Raw genomic sequence first — 18818 nt, 5'->3', positions numbered from 1 at the left:
GCTAGTACAGAGTAGGAGAGAAACAATGATTAGGGTTCCCAAATATGAAATAATAGCTTTTTTAGAATGGATTAACAATATAGACTACAAAGAAAGAGATGTCAATATAGAAGAGTTAGCAAAAGAATATATATATCAGTTAGATAACCTAAATAACTTTGATAATACAATTAAGTTTATATTGAATATTTTTCAATCAAACTTGAGAAATGAAGAAGGAAATGTGATTGAAAATATTATATATATTCTTAGATGTGAACGATGTTTAAGAAAGTTTTTAAGAGATAGTGTTTTATATAATGATGTAAGACTAAACAATCAGTTATCTGGATATATTCAATTCATTAACATTAATAGAGGTAAATATAAATTTTTAAATAAGCTAAAATACTTTCGCAATAATTGTAAATATGATAACGAAATAGGGGTATATATAGAGGAACTTATAGAAAAGTTTAGGTGGAATTTATTAGAATCATTTGAGGACTATTACAGGAGTGTAAACAATTTTAATTATGAGGATGGAGCATGTTCATTAATAAGTGATAGATATGAAGGCTTTGCTGAAAAAGTAGATAGACTTGTAAGTTCAACTAATGATTATTTATCAAACAATAATATATACGAATTTATGGTTAATAGGCCTAATGATGAATTTGATTTTAAAAATATAATTAATTTCATAGAAAGTTATAAAAATGATGAAATAAACAAAGAAGATTTAGATATGCTAATTAATAATTTTTCGAAAGGAAATAAGGTACTAGAAAAAAGTATAAAAAAAGTTATAAATTATGAAAGTAACTGGACAACTAAACTTCAACTAAAATTAGCATTATTTAAGAATATTCATATGTTTACATATAGAAGATATAATGAAGTAAAAATGCATGCACTATTACTATTTGGTAATGAAGATGGGTTTATAAAGTTTATGGATGGGAAGTGGAAGCGACTGGATGATATGACACAAAATCATTTAGATATTTATTATAGTAAAGATGATTTAAGAAAGAATATAACTGGATATGCGATTGTTAATAAAATAGAAGAATTAAGTACTACAATAAATTTTGAAGATGTGCCATGTTTAGTTATTTGGAGAAAAAGTCTAAAAAATTGTAGAATTATACCGTTAAAAGAACTTGATGACAATAGTATAATGGATGTAATAACAGGTATAGTGCAGAAAATAAGGGAAAACCAATCTTTTGTTGAAATAGTAAATAGAGGAACTTATATTGCATCTGAAGCTAGAATTAAGATATCGCACAGGTATAAAAAGGAGGAGAAAATAGTGTATAACAATACATACAATGGGCCAGTTGGGGTTGGTGGACAAAATAATCATGTACACAATAACACGTTTAATCAAGTTAGCTTTAATAGTAAACAAAATTTAAGCAATGAGGATTTAATAAAGCTAAAGGCGTTTAAAGAATGTCTATTGATTAATAAAGAGATAGTAATGAATGATTCAGAAAAATTTAAGGTAGTGGGGTCAATATCTGAAATAATAGAGGCAAAAGAAAAGAATGATGAATGTAGAACCGAAAAAAGTATAATCGACTGGAACGAGTTAAGAAATAGATTAAGTGAGGGTGGAATTAAAGCATTAGCTATTGCTGCCGATATAGTGACATTGAGTGACCCTATATTAAAATTTTTGGGTATTAAAAGTTAGCATTATAATGAGAAGAGTGTGGATTTCACCTACCGTGTTTCGCCTCCACCATACATATCCACCACCATTTGTATGTGGCTTAAATAGCTGCTTACAGGTGGTCGTGGTTTTTTATTGTTGCGGGTAGCTCTACCAATCATGAATTTTAATTAAATGATAATGCAATAAGCTAAACAAGATATAATTACTATTTTTAAAATTCTGAGGTTCCTGGAGTTCATGGATTTGAATTTTAGTGTATTTTATAGCCTGACATGAATATTCAGCGCCTATCTATATCTAAATGTTTATAGAAATAAATTTCTGATTTGTTCCAAAAACTTCTTCATATCCTCTGATTCTTTTCCAATATCAATTTTTACTTGCTTTTCGAAATAGTCTTGATTTATAGAATCATAATCAGATAATTTTTCTAGGGATTTACGTAAGGAACTGATTTCTCCTCTAGTAAAATTCCTAAAAAGATTAAGAAAATACTTATTTGAATTAACTGTATTTTTTTGCATTACAGATAGGCCTTCATCTGTAATGCTAATATTTACATTTCTTTTATCAATTTGGCCAGGTTTGCTAGAAAGGTACTCTTTTTTAATCATATAATTTACAAGACGGTTTACATTTTGTTTACTTGTGCCGAGTTTGTTAGCAATATTTACAATAGTTGCTTCTTGTGGATCTAAATGAGCTACAGCAATAAGCAGCATTAATTGATTTAAAGTAAGATCTTCTAATATAGAAACGGCTTCAGCCTGTATTTTATGTAATGCTATATATAGAAGACTATACGCTTGATGCATATCACTTAAAACTTCAAGTTCATTTTTATAATTATCTAGATTCATTTCAAACCTCCAAATAAAATTTTAATTTCAGTATTGATGTATCATTAATAAAATTAAATATATCATAAAAGACTTAATTAGTAAACATATTGACTAATTAAAAAAACGATGTTATAGTAAACATGTTTACTAAATTGGTTTGATAAAATACTAATTGGCTTATTTGATTATTATATTATTAAGCGAGGAAGGAATTGATTCATTATGAGAATTTTAGTTTATGGGGCTGGAGTTATTGGATGTGAATTAGCACACGAATTGTGCAAAGGTGAAAATGAAGTGACAATTTTGGCTAGAGGAGGTTGGAAACAGAGTATTGATAAAAATGGTCTTACTATTCGTCACTATTGTCAATTACATAAAACTATTGACCAAGTTAAAACTATTGAAATTTTACAAGAAGATGATAAATATGATGTGATTTTTGTTGTAATGCAGTATATACAGGTATTGGAAATAATACAAAAGCTTGCTAAAAATATTAGTAAGTATGTTGTATTAATAGGTAATAATATGAACCCAGCCTATTGTAGAGAGCAAATCTATAATCAATCACTTACAGAAAAAGAAGTTGCGTTTGGATTTCAGGGAATTGGAGGGTTCAAAGAAAAAGATAGAGTTATAAGTATGCACTTTAATAAGATTGTACTGACAGTAGGAGGGTTAACGGAAAATCTTACTACGGAATTTAAGAGAAGCATTATAATGGCATTTGAAAAAACAGTATATAAATTAAAATGGGAACATCATATGGAAGGGTGGCTATTATCACATGGGGCTCATATTTTACCAACTGCTTATATTTGTTATATCTTGAATTGTAATTTGAGACGCACAAGTAAAGAACAAATTAGTTTAGTAGTAGATGCAGTAGCAGAAGCACACAAAATGTTAAAGAAACTAGGCTATCCAATTAGACCAGATGGAGAAGAAGAAGATTTTGCTGAAAAACGTAACAAGAAGCAGAGAATGTTATATTTGATGGTAAAAACTCCTGCTGGCAAATTTGTAATAAGTAATCATTGCGCAAATGCAGTAGGTGAAATGACTGCATTAGATGGAGAATTTAAGAAACTGCAAATAAAGGCAGATATGCATATGCCAGCTTGGGACAAGCTTCGTAAAGAAGCAATGATGGCTTTAGAAAATAAAAAATAAGGTTGGGAAATAAGCAAAGTTGCTAGCATATAAGATATTGAATCTTAAAAATGAGATGAAATTTATAGTGGATTTCAAATATATTTGTGCATGATTTTATCTAAATAATCGTTAAAACCTTTTTTAATATTAAAAATTTAGATATTGTACATACAAGACTGCAGATGGTAAACCACACTGCAGTCTTTATTTTTCATCTAACTTCTTATACTTAAGGCTGCAGATAATACAACAATCTGTAGTCTTTTTTATTTATTATGAAAGAAGGATGAAAAAACATGAGAAAAAATATGCGCAAAATTATGATAGATAATTTCTTTGGAAATAGAGCCCCTCCACTAATTCTCATAAAATAGTATTTAAATATTTTATATAAATAAAAACTATTGGAGGTACAATGGTGAATAATATATTAGAGTTATATGAGTATAATACAAATGAATTTTCAAAAATATTGCCTTTATATAAAAATTCTAAGTACGACATTCCAATGATTCAATCAGTCATTAATAAAAAGCTGAAAGGAAGAATATTAACCGATGATATGAGTAATCCTCAAACATTCGTTGTAATTACAAATTTCAATTGGTTGTATGTTATTGGAGACCAAGAATCAGAAATCTTTAAGAAAAAATTTTATAACTTTATAATTAACAATCTAATCTCAAAAAGTAATCATTTTGCATGGTTTGGATTGTGTGAGTATTGGCAGGTAAAGCTTACTAAAATACTTGGAGAAAATATAAAAAGTTTCCCAAGAATAAAATATAAATTAGATAAAGAAAAGTATAAAAAGATTCACTATCATTGTGATTTGCCAGATGGATATATACTTAAGCCAATTGACAGTTGCTTAGTAGATAAAGTTTCTGAATTATTCGATGGAATTAAGATGTTCTGGGAAACTAATGAAAATTTCTTGGAAAATAGCTTTGTTTTTTGCATACTTCATGACAATGATATAATTAGTGTGTGTCAAGGTCTAGCAATTACAGAAGATTTATGTGAAATCGATGTATTTACGAAAGATGGCTTTAGAGGTAAAGGTTTTGCTTACTTTACAGGTTTAGCGTTTATTGAGCATTGCTTTAAACTTGGGTTAAAGCCTTATTGGGAAACTGTACAAGCCAATAAATCATCCTGTAGATTAGCTCAAAAATTAGGTTTTGTGGAAGTAAAAGAATATCCATTCTATGCTTGGTTTAAAAATAGTTAATTTACAATTATTGTTGGAGTTACATTTGAGAATAGACAGCCCGCTAAAAAATGATAATAAATCAAAACCTAAGGCTTTATCAATGTTAGGTGCAAGCTGTTTCTTCACAGGTAGATTTGAAGAGAGTTACAGAATTTATAACAAATTATTTTTAGGTGATTCTATATATTTTGATGAGTTTATTGCAGTTGGGCTTTTTATAAATATTTTTTATATAAAACATAGAAAATAAGGTAATTGTTTACTTGGTGTTAATATGATAAAATATATGAAAGATAGATATCGCAATTTTTTACTATTATTTGAGGTATAAAATAGATGGTTTTATCAAGTAGGGGGTACAGTTATGAAGCATAAAAGGGAATTATTGCTCTATGCAGGATTAGTCATGTAATTCAGCGATTAAGGCATCTTCAAAAATAGATAAGTTAGTATGCTTGCCTATTTTGAATTATTATTTATTTTCAGATGTCTAATTGTATAAAGCGTAAACGATAATCGCTGGTTAATTTATATATGACAAACCTGCAATCTTGTGAATTAAAATAAAAAGGAGCAGGATTATGGTGGAGTATATAAATGCAAAGGATGTTTTACCAAAAGCATTGATTCTTCAAATACAACAATATGTCGGTGGTAGTATGATTTACATATCACAAAGGGATGATGATAAAAAATCCTAGGGAGATTATACCAATGGTAGAAGTGAAATTGTTGAAAGAAACAATGAAATCAAGGAGAAGAAGAATGGTGCAACCATAGATGATCTTATGTCTCAGTATCATTTGTCTTATGATACAATAAAAAGCATAATTTATAGAAGAAAATAGAAGAAAGCAGTCAGCTAATAACTGGCTGCTTTTGTGTATTTACATCTATAATTAAGCAGTACATAGTATTTCTTGAGATTTTTAATTATACTTTAATTAGAAACTTTCATATCTTTCGAACCAGAAAATAACATTGCTAAAAAACTATATGAAAGTTTTGGATTTAGAGATACAGGTAATACTGTTGAAGGTGAATTATTATATAGTTTAAGTTTAAAGTAGCATAAAACATGAAAGTGGGGATAAAAACGTACCAGAGAAATCTAGTACGTTTTTAGTATATTTAGATAAACTTACTTTACACTATCATCTATAGAATTTAAAGTTATTATTAATAAAAGCTTACTTATTTTCATCTATTTCAGGATAATAATCTTTCATCTTAGGAACTGAATTAATGCCTTTAAGCAATTGGTCAATCATTTTTGGCAACTTCAATGGGTTCATAGCTGGAAGCTCATCCTTTGTAATTGTCTCTACACCTAACATTTTCTTTAAACAGGCAACTATGATACGTATATCGTGGTTGGCTTCAAAAAGTGGCATAATAGGCTTATCAAGCTGCAGCGTACGGTAAACAGCAATCATAGCGGTACGTACAGAAGTTTCAACTGTGAATACAACATCACCTTCAAGTTCTACAAATTGACCTATAAATGCTAGGTTTGTACATCCTTCAGGTATAATTTGTGGACGATCATGTAGACCACGTGGCATAAACTGGCTTGTAATATATGGCATCATGGTTGTAATTATCTTAAGATGAGGCAGCATTTTTTCATATTCGCCAATGTAATCGAGATGATACAATAGTTCCTGCAAAATCTCTTCGCCTGTACACTCTGTCATAGGCTTTTTGATATAATCACCAACTTCATTACCTTTTAACCCATATCCCCAGAACACTTGAACATTTTTCGGTTGGCCAGGGAACACTGGCTGCGGAGGTGTGTTGATGGATTGAAACCATGCTGAATCAACCAATGTGATTGCACCTGCTGTACCTGTAACGTTAGTTGTCTTTTTCTCCACATATTCAAAAAACTTTGGATAATCTGTAATGGTAACAGTGTAACTTATAAAGTGAGACTTATCAGGTGCTGAAATGAACTTCTCAGGCTTCCCAAATACAGGACTTACTTTAGAAAGTTTCTCCCATACCGTGAAACAACCTCTATCATCCAAATCCCGGTTCATAACAGCAACACTTTTATTGTCTCCATGGGAGCTATTTTGAGTCATGCTGCCATTTGTAAAATAAACAAGGTCATTAGCTTCAATAGGAATATGAGTAAATTCATTATTACTAGTTACCTCTATATAAGTAACAGTTTTTTTATCGTCATTAATCTCTACATGAATTTCCTCTACAGTGGTATCTGTAACGAAATTTACCCCTTTATCTTCAAGCCATTTATGCAAAGGCTTAATAAAACTATTATATTGATCGTATTTTGTTCTAAGGATACCTTTTAGATTTTCTACACCATCCAAATGTTGCATAAAGCGTACAGTATAACGCTTCATCTCTATGAGGCTGTGATATGGCTGAAATGCAAGCATACTTGACCAATAATACCATAGGTTGCTTTTAAAGAAATCTGATGTATACCATTGTTCAATTGTGACATCCTCAATTTCATTTTCTGGAGTATCCATCATTTTTATCATATTATCCATATCGGATTTTGTAATTCCAAGCGATGATATATCTCTTCCGTTAAACTGGTTTTCAAATAATCGTTTCTTTGCATAGATTGGTAAATTTTTATTACACTCGCGTGTTTCATCAAGAACAGTACGTCCATCTTCTTCAAGTGAAGGGACCATACCAAAGAGATACCATAAACATTCCATATAAGGTTCAAGTTCACGCTCACCACGGCTCACATACCCATCTATAGCATTTCCAGCGCCGTCCATAGATCCACCTACTAAAGGAAGCTGCTCATAGACTGTGATATTTTTGCCTGGCATATGACCGTCTTCAGTTAGAAAAGCAGCTGCGGAAAGTCCTGCAATACCCCCACCTGCAATAAATGCATGCCTGTTTTCAATTCCTTCAGGCTTTCTTGCATGAATTCTGTCATAATTTTTCATAATTATCTTCCTTTCATAATTATATATTTTATCAAAATTGTACATGTGTTTACTTTTGTTTGTATTTATATTATAATAGGCTTGCATGTATGGAACAATCATCAGATTTTTTCTATATGTATAAAATCCAACAAATTAAACATGGCTTATTGGATTTTAAATAAATTTTTTAAAGGAGCATATTCATGGGCAAAAAAGCAGAATATAAAAGTTCCATCCGTTCACGACGATTGATACGAGAAGCATTTGTTGATTTGATGAAGGAAAAGGATTTAAACAAAATTACAGTTACAGATATTGTTACCCGTGCTGACATCAATCGAGGTACTTTTTATGCTCATTATCAAGATACAAGAGCGGTTATTGAACAAATAGAAAATGAGATACTTGAAAAGATGCTGGAATTTTTAGGCGAATTCAAATACAAAAACTTTTTTCAAAATCCATTACCTCTTCTTTTGAAAACCTCAAGGTGGGTGGAGGAGGATTTGGAATTCTATCGCATTCTTATTAATTCTCATGGTGCTGAACAATTCCTTGAAAAATTTAAAAAGATCTTTGTCAATTATTTAGAGAACGATAGCGATACACCTGATCATATAAAAAGGTCATCTGAATTTTTTATTAGAATTAATTTCTTTGCTGGAGGTATTATTAATCTTTATCAAGTATGGTTCAGGGAAGAGATGGATTGTTCACTCAATGAGATTTCCTTAGAAATCAGTAAGCTTATTACGAGCAATTCAACGTTATTTTGTGAATAATGTAGCTGTCGCACTTTTTATAAATTTAGCTTCTTTAATGTAGCATTCATTTCTTTTGTACAGCTATTCAACTTATCAGCAGTGCTTCCCATTTTTTCAAAGATATCTAATTGAGTTTGAGTTGTTGATGCTAGTTCTTCAGTAGACGCAGCTGTTTGTTCTGTTACAGCTGAAATATTTTGTATGGCAGATATTACAGAATCCTTATCCTTATTAATTTGTACTACAGCGTCATTAACATTATTAATTTTAGTTACAATTGAATCAATACTTTTTGATATTTTGCCTAAGGATACATTAGTTGCACTTACAGCTTCCTTTTGCTGTATAGAAATAGCTTTCATTAAATTCATATCATCAGTTGTACTCTTTGTATTCTGTTTAATATTGTTTAATAAACTATTAATTTCTTCTACAGATTGCCTACTTTGTTCTGCTAATTTTCTAACTTCATCAGCAACTACTGCAAAACCTTTCCCTTGCTCACCTGCACGAGCAGCTTCTATACTTGCATTAAGTGCAAGAAGATTTGTTTGCTCAGATATATTTGTTATAGAGGCAGCGAACAATCCTATTTTATTTAATGTATTTACTAGATCATCAATTGAGGCAAATATTCTTTGAGATGAAATATCATACTCAGAAGATTTCATATTAAGAACATTTGTGGTTTCAAGACATTCTTTATTTAATTTATCAATAATTTGGCTTTCATTAATAGCAGAATTACAGCTATTAAATACTACATCAATCTGGTTTGATAAGTTTTCAACTAAAACAGCCCCCGTCTGAGCTTCTGATGCTTGGTCTGTTGCTCCATTAGCGATTTCTTCTATTGTTTCAGATAGAACTTCAACTACTTTTTTAGCCTCATTTGCAGAAGAATTAATATCAGCTGAATATTGTATAATTGGTTTACTTAAACCATAAGTTCCACCTATAATTCCACGGAATTCGTTTAATAATGACTTTATTGGCTCTGCAAATGTTCCTAAACTCTCAGCTTCATCATCACTTAGAGTAAAAGAAAATTCTCCTTTTTGAAGGCTTTGGAATCTATTAGATAATTTATTGCGTAGATTTTTAATGGTTTTTGATAGAACAATAAAAACTATTAAACTTAATATTATATTCATAACCAAGCATACTGGTATCATTACAAGCTTTGAATTATATGCTCTTAGTATTTTTTCAGCTCCTTGGAACATGAGCCCTTCAATGGCGGATAATAACACCAATATAAGTATGCTTATAAATAAAGTATTTTTTAAAATAGAATTTACCTCTTTAATATTAAAGATTTTTTTTAGTTTTTCCATTTTTAATCCTCCTTATTATAAATTTGCCTAATAATACAATAAAGTCATACATTTTTATAAAATCAAACAAATGTTCAATTTTGCTTATACATATTATAATAGACTAGTATATATAAAACAATCATCACATCTGTAAGGTATGTTCAAAATCAAACAAATCAAACACATTTTGTTGCATTTTGAATAAAGTTTTTCATGGCTTATCAAGATTATTTAACTATAACCATAAAAAGGGGCTGCCGTACTAGAAATTATAATTTAATAATTTCTAGTGCGGCAGCCCCTTTTTATATAATTCATTGGCTATGTTTTAAAGCACAGCATTAACTCCATTTACATTAGCTTGTTCATTATCATCTATAGGAATAACAATGCATTTCTGTCCATCTATTATTTGTGATTTTATTTGATCTACTTTTTCAGGCTTTACATGAACTACAACATCATAATTTGGAGCAGTAGTTTCTTCATTTTCTGTATTGTCTTCGTTAATTTCAGCTTCAACCTCAGACATTTGTTCTAAATTGGAATCAGAATCTACTTCTAATGTAGAGTTATCAGCTACTTCTAAAGCTGCTTCCTCTTCTTGATCTACAGCAGTATCCTGTTTTGTTTTTTCAAGCATTTCTTCGAGCACTTGTACTTTTTTTTCAAGCTTTTCTTGCTTTTTTCTTTGTTCATTAGCTGCAAGTGTTTTTTTATCAAGTAAATGCTCTATTACAGGAGGCTCAGTACCAAATTCCTCTGTATAAGATTTTTCGATTTTTTGGCTGACTTCTTCTGAAATTCCGTTTTCAGCTAGAATCTCTTGAATATTATCAGTAGTCAAGATTATAGGTTCAGCATCTTTGTCGCTAACAGTATTGTAATCATCAACTATGTTATTAAGGGATTCTTGAATATCCATAATTAAATGCTCGGATTTTTCTTCATCACAGCCTATAGCTTGACGAATAATGGTATGAAATTTTTCTTTTTGTTCTGTAGCGGTTTGCTTTGAGGTACAGCCTAGAGCTTCTTCCATTAATTCTGGGTGTGTATCCTTTGGATTTTTTGTGTAATACAGTATAGAATGAATATCTGTGCTGCGGTCAGTAAAAGCAGGAAAGACAAAGCCAAAATCTGGTGGACCGACTACCCAATCTCTAATACGTGCGCCAATTCTATTTTCATCTTCAAGATATCCAAGAGCTGGTTTTGCAAGGGATACTGGGCATATTGCACATAATAGGTATTCATATATTTCTTCGGATTCATCTAATTTTACATTATCCGTAGTTTTAGTCATAACATCGTAAGCATCGTGAAAAATAAGTATTAAAAAATTACTTGCATAATCATAACTATCTATAATTAATTTATAGAAGTTATCAAGCATTGCATCATCCTTTAACTGGCTTTTTTTTAGCTGCATTAGGGACAGCTGTCTACTGCCTACATTATCTTCATCAAGAGGAAAGTTAAGTTCTAAAAGATTATTTCCAACAGTTCCTGATAAAGTTTTTTTTGCAATTTCTAAGTATTTAAAAAATTCTTCATCTCTTAGGTTTAAAAAAGTTTCTTTAAGTTTTAATATAATATTTTTTTCTGAATTAACGTAGCAGCCGCACATTCTAGTAAAGGTGCACTCGTCTTTTTTTAAACGTCTTTTTAATTCTAATATATCTTTTTTATTCATGTTTAACCCTCTCATTCCATGAGTATGGGGCTGTCGCAACAAGCTTATTTAATACGTAACTTAAAATTATTGGGAAGCAAAAATCAGAGTACAGAGTACAGATGACAGAGTACAGTTAATGTTGATTTACCTTTCCTTACGTCAGTTAAATCTTAAACTTAAATGTTGTCAGCTTCGCTGAACAACATTATAGCGATTGCGTAAGCAATCAAAAAATAAGTTATAAGATTTTCTGTAGCAAGGTGGAAGAAAATCATCCGTCACTGTACTCTGTACTCTGTCAGTTGTACTCTGAATAATGGTTCTCAATGTTTAAAATTTGTGTATAAATAATTTTTATGTGACAGCTCCTTAATATAGTATAGTGTTCAATTAATAGCTCTGCAAGTGGTTAAATAAATTATGTTATGTTTTAAAATAACCAAACATACTAAACCATAGCCATAAAGTAAAATGGCGTACCCATACACTTTACTTTTTTAGCCAAATTGGATTAAAATTATATTAATTGTATTTATTATAAAAAATAGCATGAAAATAATTAGAAATATATTATTACTTAATTTAAAACATAATAGAAAGAGGCAGATAGAAAATGGTTGTACTATATACAAATAATAATGGCGAGTTTATTAGCTTAGAAAACCTTCATATTGCTGAAAAAGAATTGAAGGATAAAAATATATATGTTAATTTAACTAACAAGTGTCCATGCTCTTGTACTTTTTGTTTAAGAAATACTAAGGAAATGTCAGAAGCAAACAATCTATGGTTAGATAGGGAACCGACTGTTCAAGAAATTATAGAAGAATTTGAAAAATATGATATAACTAAGTTTAAGGAAATTGTATTCTGTGGATTTGGAGAACCATTAACACGTCTTGATGCTATATTGGAAGTTGCAAAATATTTGAAAAACAGAAACAGCAATATAAAAGTTCGAATAAATACGAATGGATTAGCAGATTTGATTCACAAAAAAGAAACTGCTCCATTGTACAAGGGGTTGATTGATACAATATCTATAAGTCTTAATGCATCAAATGCAGAAGAGTATTTTAGATTGACTCGTAATAAATTTGGTATAGAATCTTATGATGCTATGCTGAAATTTGCGGTAAGCTGCAAAAAATATGTTCCCAATGTAGTCATGACGGTAGTAGATTGTATTGGACAAGAAGAAATAGATGCTTGCCAAGCAGTATGTGATAATATTGGAATACCTTTGAGAGTGCGTACTTTTGAATAACATTAATTTTTTAAGTGGTTTATCTATATAACAATTGTGAAGATAAAAGTAAGAATAATTATAAATTTTAATTTTTAATGCATAATTATTGATTTTGTATCAATAAATTAAAAATTTTATCCTATATTATGTTAATATGTGTTATATTATTAATATGAATTTATTTAAATTAATAATGTCATAATGCATTTTAAATATTTAAAATAAAGATATGGAGGAATGAAAATGGGAAAGAAAATAGACATCGAATGGAGTAAACTAGGATTTAATTACATAAAAACTGATTTTCGTTACATTTCAGTTTGGAAAGATGGAAAATGGGATGATGGAAAGCTTACAGAAGATAATACACTTCACATAAGCGAGTCATCTCCAGTTCTTCACTATGGTCAAAGTAGTTTTGAAGGATTAAAAGCTTATAGAACAAAAGAAGGAAAAGTGCAATTATTTAGACCAAATAGAAATGCTGCTCGTATGAATGATAGTTGTGATAAGCTTCTTATGCCACGTATACCAGAAGAAAAATTTGTTGATGCTGTTAAACAGGTAGTAAAAGCTAATATTGATTATGTACCACCATATGGCACTGGTGCAACTTTATATATAAGACCAATTATTATGGGTGTTGGAGATAACATAGGAGTTAAACCTGCTTCAGAATATATATTCACAGTATTCTGTATGCCAGTTGGACCTTATTTTTCTGGTGGTCTAAAACCATGTAATTTTGTTGTTCAAGATGAATTTGATAGAGCAGCACCTTATGGAACAGGTAAACAAAAAGTTGGTGGTAACTATGCTGCATCACTTCAGGCTCATGCTAAAGCAGCTGCTGGTGGATATGCAGATTGTATATATTTAGACCCTGCAACTCACACAAAAATTGATGAAGTTGGAGCTGCAAACTTTATTGGAATAACTAAAAACAATGAATTTGTTACACCAAACTCTTCTTCTATATTACCAAGTATAACTAAATATTCTTTACTATACATTGCAGAACATTATTTAAAAATGCCAGTATATGAAAGAGAAGTTTTTGTTGATAAATTAGATGAATTTAAAGAAGCTGGAGCTTGTGGTACTGCTGCCGTAATAACTCCAATAGGTGCAATTGATTATAAAGGCAAAAGATATGTATTCCACAGTGAAACAGAAGTTGGACCTACAATTAAAAAATTATATGATATTCTTTATGGAATTCAACTTGGAGATGTTGAAGCTCCTGAAGGCTGGATATATGAAGTAGAATAGTTTTAGATTAATATAAAGTGTTTGAAATGATAATTGTTTTATGAGCAAACTTTAAATATTGCGAATTAAATCAATTCACAATTCACGATGCACAATTCACAATGAAGGATGATTTTCTTCCGCTTTACTACAGAAAATCTTAAATTTAATTTTTTTACTGCTTTTGCAATAGCAGCATTTATGGTGCTAAGCGAAGCTTATAATATTTAAGTTTAAGATTTTCCTGACGTAAGGAAGGTAAATCATCCTTCATTGTGCATTGTGAACTGTGAATTGATTTAGTTTACAATAATTATGGTATACAGAAATCAAAAATAATGATATATTTATTAGTATCTCGAAAGATGAATTCAAAGGAGGATGCACTATGAATTTAGAAGAAAAGATTAAAAGCAAGGCACCTATTTTAATATTAGCAGCATTTATATTGTATATTTTATTTAATTATGGGAATGACGTATTGGGGTTACTAAATAGTATATATAAGTTGTTTTTCCCATTTATTTTAGGTGGATGTATAGCTTTTATTCTTAATATACCAGTTACATTTTTTTCACGTAAATTATCAAACTGTAGGACAAAGGGTATAGGTAAAATATTTAGAAAATATAATGTAGTCATTAGTATAGTACTTTCTTTCTTTCTTATAATAGGAGCTTTGGCGTTAATTTCATCTATAATCATACCTAATATTATAGATACCATTAAAATATTACCAAAAGCTTTTGACAATTCTAAAACAGACCTTCAAAATTTTTTAAATGGTAACACTTGGTTATCCAAAAATGCAATGAGCTTAATTAATAATATGAATATGGATTGGAATGGAATTTTAAGTAAAGTGAAATCAACTGCTTTTAGTGGAGCTAGTTCAGTTTTACTATCAACCTTAGGGGCAGCAACTACTGTTGCAAGTAATACTGTAGAATTTGGAGTGGCAGTTGTATTTTCAATATATATTTTGGCGCAAAAAAAGAAATTAGGTATTCAAATTAAAAAAGTTATGTATGCTTTTTTTAAGAAGGAAAAAGTAGATTCAATATTAGAACTATTAAAGCTCACAAGTGATACTTTTTCAAGTTTTATTACTGGACAATGTACTGTATCACTAATTTTAGGAATTATGTTTTTTATTGTAATGGAAATTTTAAGAATGCCATATGCTATTGTAGTTAGTATAATAATTGGAGTTTTTTCAATTATACCTATGATAGGTTCAGTTATTGGATTTGTTTTAAGTGTATTACTGCTTTTAATATTAGATCCTATGAAGGCCTTGATTTTTATAATTGTTTATATAGTTATTAAGCAGTTTGAAGATAATTTAATTTATCCAAGGATTGTTGGGGATTCTGTAGGGCTACCTTCTATTTTGGTATTAGTTGCTATAATACTAGGTGACAAAATTTTAGGAGTTGCGGGTATGATTATAGCTATTCCTTTATTTTCAGTTACTTATGTCTTACTTCGTAAGGAAGTATATACAAGGCTAGAAAAAAAAGATTTAGAAATAGAATAGTTATGGCGGAGTAAGTGTATTGTAGGATATTAAATAAAATTAATAAATCTAAGGCAAAAAACTTTAAAAGCCTAAGAAGTTTCAATAACTCGCTGAAAAGAAGCTCAGACAATTGAAACATCTAAGGCTTTTAAAGTTTTTTACCTAAGATTTATAAAATTTTATTTAAATCATCCTGCAACACACTTGCTTCACAATATTTAAAATTGTACACTAAATGATTAATATCCATTAAGCATACCTTAAATTTCAGATAATTTCTTTAAGTGTTTTTCTGAGATTTCAGTTACTTTATCTACACGTCTTTTGTATTTTTCAACATTACCTAGAAAATCTGTAGTCATCCAGGTGTTTACAATTTCAAGTGCTATTGCAGAACCTATTATTTTTGCACCAATGCAAAGAACATTTGTATTAGAGTGTTCACGAGCTAATTTTGCACAAAATGGATCTTGGCAAACTGCTGCGTATAAACCATCTATTTTATTTGCAATTAATGCACTTCCATATCCAACTCCATCAATAAAAATTCCACGCTCTGCCTTACCTTCTGCAACAGCTAAAGCTGCAGGATAAACATAATCTGATAAATCACAGGCATCTTCACTATGAGTTCCTAAATCTAAAATTTCATGCCCTTTACTTTCTAGAAATGCCTTTACTTCTTCTTTTAAAGAAAAGCCAGCATGATCACTTGCCATAACAATTTTCATTTGTATGTACCTCCAATTTGATTTTTTATATGTAAGAAATCTAACAATTATATTATAAGACAAATAAATATATTTTACCACGATACTTAGGCATCTTAAAAAATAAAATTTAATGGCTATGCTTTAAAAATGTGTAACTATTGTTACAGATTAAATCAGAGTATTTTAGTAATATATACATAGGTAAGAGATATGGATAGACAACTTGCAATTTTCAAGTTCAAAGTGGTTTATCTTTAAATAAATTTTAGAATTGAAAGGTGGAAATTAAATGTCAATGTTTTGCTATCAATGTCAAGAAACAGCAGGCTGTAAGGGCTGCACTAAAGTAGGGGTATGTGGTAAAGATGAGCATGTTGCAAAAGCTCAGGATTTATTGATATATGTAACTAAAGGACTAGCAATTGTAAGTAACGAGGGAAGAAAAATTGGAGTTAAAGATGCTAAGGTTGATAAATTTATTGTAGAAAATTTATTTACAACAATTACAAATGCTAATTTTGATAGAGATTCTATTTTAGATAGAATTAGAGAAACATTAAAAATAAGAGAAGAATTAAAAGTTAAAGTTGTTAAAGCTGGTGGAGTTGTTGGAGAAGTAAAGGTACAAGGTGGATTTTTTAAGAAAATATTTGGGTTACAAGCTAAAGAAATGGTTATGCCGGATGCAGCAGCTTGGACAGCTGATAATATAATAGAATTTGACAGTAAAGCTGAAACAGTTGGAGTACTTGCAACAGAAAATGAAGATATTAGAAGCTTAAGGGAGCTAATAACTTATGGACTAAAAGGCTTATCTGCGTACATGAAGCACGCTATGAACTTAAAATATAATAACGAAGAAGTTCATGCATTTATGGCAAAGGCACTAGCAGCTACAATTGATGATAGTTTAACTGTTGATGATTTAGTTACATTAGCATTAGAAGCTGGTAAATATGGTGTAGATGGTATGGCGCTTTTAGATAAAGCTAATACTGAAAGTTATGGACATCCTGAAATAACAACTGTTGATATTGGCGTTAGAAATAATCCAGGAATATTAATTTCAGGCCACGATTTAAGAGATTTAGAAATGTTACTTGAGCAAACAGATGGAACTGGGGTAGATGTTTATACTCATGGAGAAATGCTTGCTGGACAATACTATCCTAAATTTAAGAAATATAAACACTTTGCAGGAAACTATGGTAATGCATGGTGGAAGCAAAAGGAGGAATTTGAAAAGTTCAATGGGCCAATTCTTATGACTACAAACTGTATAGTCATTCCAAAAGACTCTTATAAGAATAGATTATTTACAACTGGTGCTACAGGAATGCCGGGATGTACGCATATAGAAACAAAGGCTGATGGAACAAAAGATTTCTCTAAGGTTATAGAAATGGCTAAAAAGTGCAAAACACCTACTGAAATAGAAAAAGGACAAATAGTTGGTGGCTTTGCCCATAACCAAGTTTTAGCCCTTGCTGATAAGGTTGTTGATGCTGTTAAATCTGGTGCTATAAAGAGATTCTTTGTAATGGCAGGTTGTGATGGAAGAGCAAAATCAAGAGATTATTATACTGAATTTGCAACAAAGTTACCAAAGGATACTGTAATATTAACAGCAGGTTGTGCAAAATATAAATACAATAAATTAAATCTAGGTGATATTGGTGGGATTCCAAGAGTACTAGATGCAGGTCAATGTAATGACTCATATTCCTTAGTTGTTATAGCACTTAAGCTTCAAGAAGTATTCGGATTAGAAAGCGTAAATGATTTACCTATAGCATACAACATAGCTTGGTATGAACAAAAAGCTGTAATAGTATTATTATCTTTATTACACTTAGGAGTAAAAAATATTCATCTAGGACCAACACTTCCAGCATTCCTTTCACCAAATGTTGCTAAAGTATTAGTAGATAACTTTGGTATTGGTGGAATCACTAATGTAGATGATGACATGAAGATGTTTATGGAAGGCTAGGATATTGGTAGGTGTAATGCCAATGGGCTGTCACATTAAGAATATTTAATACGTAACTTAAAATTATTGCGAACAAAGGTGTAGTGCAAAACAAAATAATAAGTGGGAGCTCTGCATAAAAATGATGTGATTAATAGCATCTTGAAACCTTAAATAAAATTAATAAATCTAAGAGACTAAATCGTAAAATTCTAAGAAATTTCAATAACTCGCAAGAGGCAGCTCAAACAATTGAAATTTCTAAGACTTTTGCGATTTAGTCCCTAAGATTTATAAAATTTTATTTAAATGTTTCTTCAACGCTATTCCTCACATCATTTTTTTATGCAGAGCTCCCACTTATTATTTAAGTTTTTGTACTACACCCTTGTTTGGGTAAGTTTTTAATATCTATTTAAACTAGCTCAACTACCAAAAGTTCCTGTATCTAAACTTTGTAATACGAACTTATTTAAACATTGGAAATAAAGGTGTGGTACAAGTATCAAAATAACAAGGGACAGGTGCATTAAAAAAA

The 18818-nt window shown here is 30.1% G+C and carries 14 protein-coding genes; 9 read left to right on the top strand and 5 right to left on the bottom strand.

Features of this window, described 5'->3' with window-relative positions; translation table 11 throughout:
- Window positions 1-25: 25 nt before the first annotated feature.
- The gene (locus tag CUEA01_RS15085) at window positions 26-1684 is read left to right on the top strand and encodes a hypothetical protein (protein ID WP_234122517.1); all 1659 of its coding nucleotides are present in this window, start codon (window positions 26-28) and stop codon (window positions 1682-1684) included.
- Between the two features lie 287 nt (window positions 1685-1971).
- On the opposite strand, the gene CUEA01_RS15080 is transcribed toward CUEA01_RS15085, so the two are convergent.
- Window positions 1972-2526: a MarR family winged helix-turn-helix transcriptional regulator gene (locus CUEA01_RS15080; protein ID WP_234122516.1), complete on the bottom strand. Its 555-nt coding sequence runs from the start codon at window positions 2524-2526 to the stop codon at window positions 1972-1974.
- Between the two features lie 204 nt (window positions 2527-2730).
- Between CUEA01_RS15080 and CUEA01_RS15075 the strand changes: the two genes are divergently transcribed.
- The 3 genes from CUEA01_RS15075 (at window position 2731) to CUEA01_RS15065 (ending at window position 5132) form a co-directional block, all read left to right on the top strand.
- Window positions 2731-3684 carry a ketopantoate reductase family protein gene (locus tag CUEA01_RS15075; RefSeq protein ID WP_234122515.1) on the top strand — a complete coding sequence of 318 codons (954 nt, stop codon included), beginning with the start codon at window positions 2731-2733 and terminating at the stop codon, window positions 3682-3684.
- A 400-nt stretch (window positions 3685-4084) separates the two neighbouring features.
- Window positions 4085-4900, top strand: a complete 816-nt coding sequence (locus CUEA01_RS15070; protein WP_234122514.1) for a GNAT family N-acetyltransferase — start codon at window positions 4085-4087, stop codon at window positions 4898-4900.
- Window positions 4901-4925: 25 nt separating this feature from the next.
- Window positions 4926-5132 (top strand): hypothetical protein, encoded by a 207-nt coding sequence (locus CUEA01_RS15065; protein WP_234122513.1) that lies wholly within the window; start codon window positions 4926-4928, stop codon window positions 5130-5132.
- A gap of 940 nt (window positions 5133-6072) precedes the next feature.
- Here CUEA01_RS15065 and CUEA01_RS15060 read toward each other — a convergent pair.
- Window positions 6073-7830 carry an oleate hydratase gene (locus tag CUEA01_RS15060; protein WP_234122512.1) on the bottom strand — a complete coding sequence of 586 codons (1758 nt, stop codon included), beginning with the start codon at window positions 7828-7830 and terminating at the stop codon, window positions 6073-6075.
- A 185-nt stretch (window positions 7831-8015) separates the two neighbouring features.
- On the opposite strand from CUEA01_RS15060, the gene CUEA01_RS15055 reads away from it, so the two are divergent.
- Window positions 8016-8594, top strand: coding sequence for a TetR/AcrR family transcriptional regulator (locus CUEA01_RS15055; RefSeq protein ID WP_234122511.1), 579 nt, complete (start codon window positions 8016-8018; stop codon window positions 8592-8594).
- Window positions 8595-8611: 17 nt separating this feature from the next.
- Here the strand turns inward: CUEA01_RS15055 and CUEA01_RS15050 are convergent, their stop codons facing one another.
- Complete coding sequence (locus CUEA01_RS15050) at window positions 8612-9913, bottom strand: methyl-accepting chemotaxis protein (RefSeq protein ID WP_234122510.1); 1302 nt, start codon at window positions 9911-9913, stop codon at window positions 8612-8614.
- Window positions 9914-10223: 310 nt separating this feature from the next.
- Window positions 10224-11591 (bottom strand): DUF4317 domain-containing protein, encoded by a 1368-nt coding sequence (locus tag CUEA01_RS15045; RefSeq protein WP_234122509.1) that lies wholly within the window; start codon window positions 11589-11591, stop codon window positions 10224-10226.
- A gap of 595 nt (window positions 11592-12186) precedes the next feature.
- Here CUEA01_RS15045 and CUEA01_RS15040 point away from each other — a divergent pair.
- The 3 genes from CUEA01_RS15040 (at window position 12187) to CUEA01_RS15030 (ending at window position 15613) form a co-directional block, all read left to right on the top strand.
- Window positions 12187-12840, top strand: a complete 654-nt coding sequence (locus tag CUEA01_RS15040) for a TIGR04100 family radical SAM protein (protein ID WP_234122508.1) — start codon at window positions 12187-12189, stop codon at window positions 12838-12840.
- Between the two features lie 225 nt (window positions 12841-13065).
- Window positions 13066-14094, top strand: a complete 1029-nt coding sequence (locus tag CUEA01_RS15035; RefSeq protein WP_234122507.1) for a branched-chain amino acid aminotransferase — start codon at window positions 13066-13068, stop codon at window positions 14092-14094.
- A gap of 367 nt (window positions 14095-14461) precedes the next feature.
- Window positions 14462-15613, top strand: coding sequence for an AI-2E family transporter (locus CUEA01_RS15030; protein ID WP_234122506.1), 1152 nt, complete (start codon window positions 14462-14464; stop codon window positions 15611-15613).
- A 242-nt stretch (window positions 15614-15855) separates the two neighbouring features.
- Here CUEA01_RS15030 and rpiB read toward each other — a convergent pair whose 3' ends face one another.
- Window positions 15856-16326, bottom strand: a complete 471-nt coding sequence (gene rpiB, locus CUEA01_RS15025) for a ribose 5-phosphate isomerase B (RefSeq protein ID WP_234122505.1) — start codon at window positions 16324-16326, stop codon at window positions 15856-15858.
- Between the two features lie 271 nt (window positions 16327-16597).
- On the opposite strand from rpiB, the gene hcp reads away from it, so the two are divergent.
- Window positions 16598-18301 (top strand): hydroxylamine reductase, encoded by a 1704-nt coding sequence (gene hcp, locus CUEA01_RS15020; protein WP_234122504.1) that lies wholly within the window; start codon window positions 16598-16600, stop codon window positions 18299-18301.
- Window positions 18302-18818 lie beyond the last annotated feature (517 nt).

The sequence above is a fragment of the Clostridium hydrogenum genome (genome assembly GCF_021432385.1).
In the GTDB taxonomy this organism is placed as follows: Bacteria; Bacillota; Clostridia; order Clostridiales; family Clostridiaceae; genus Clostridium_S; species Clostridium_S hydrogenum.
Note: the sequence above shows the minus strand (reverse complement) of the source record. Positions and strands in the feature narration are given on the sequence as shown.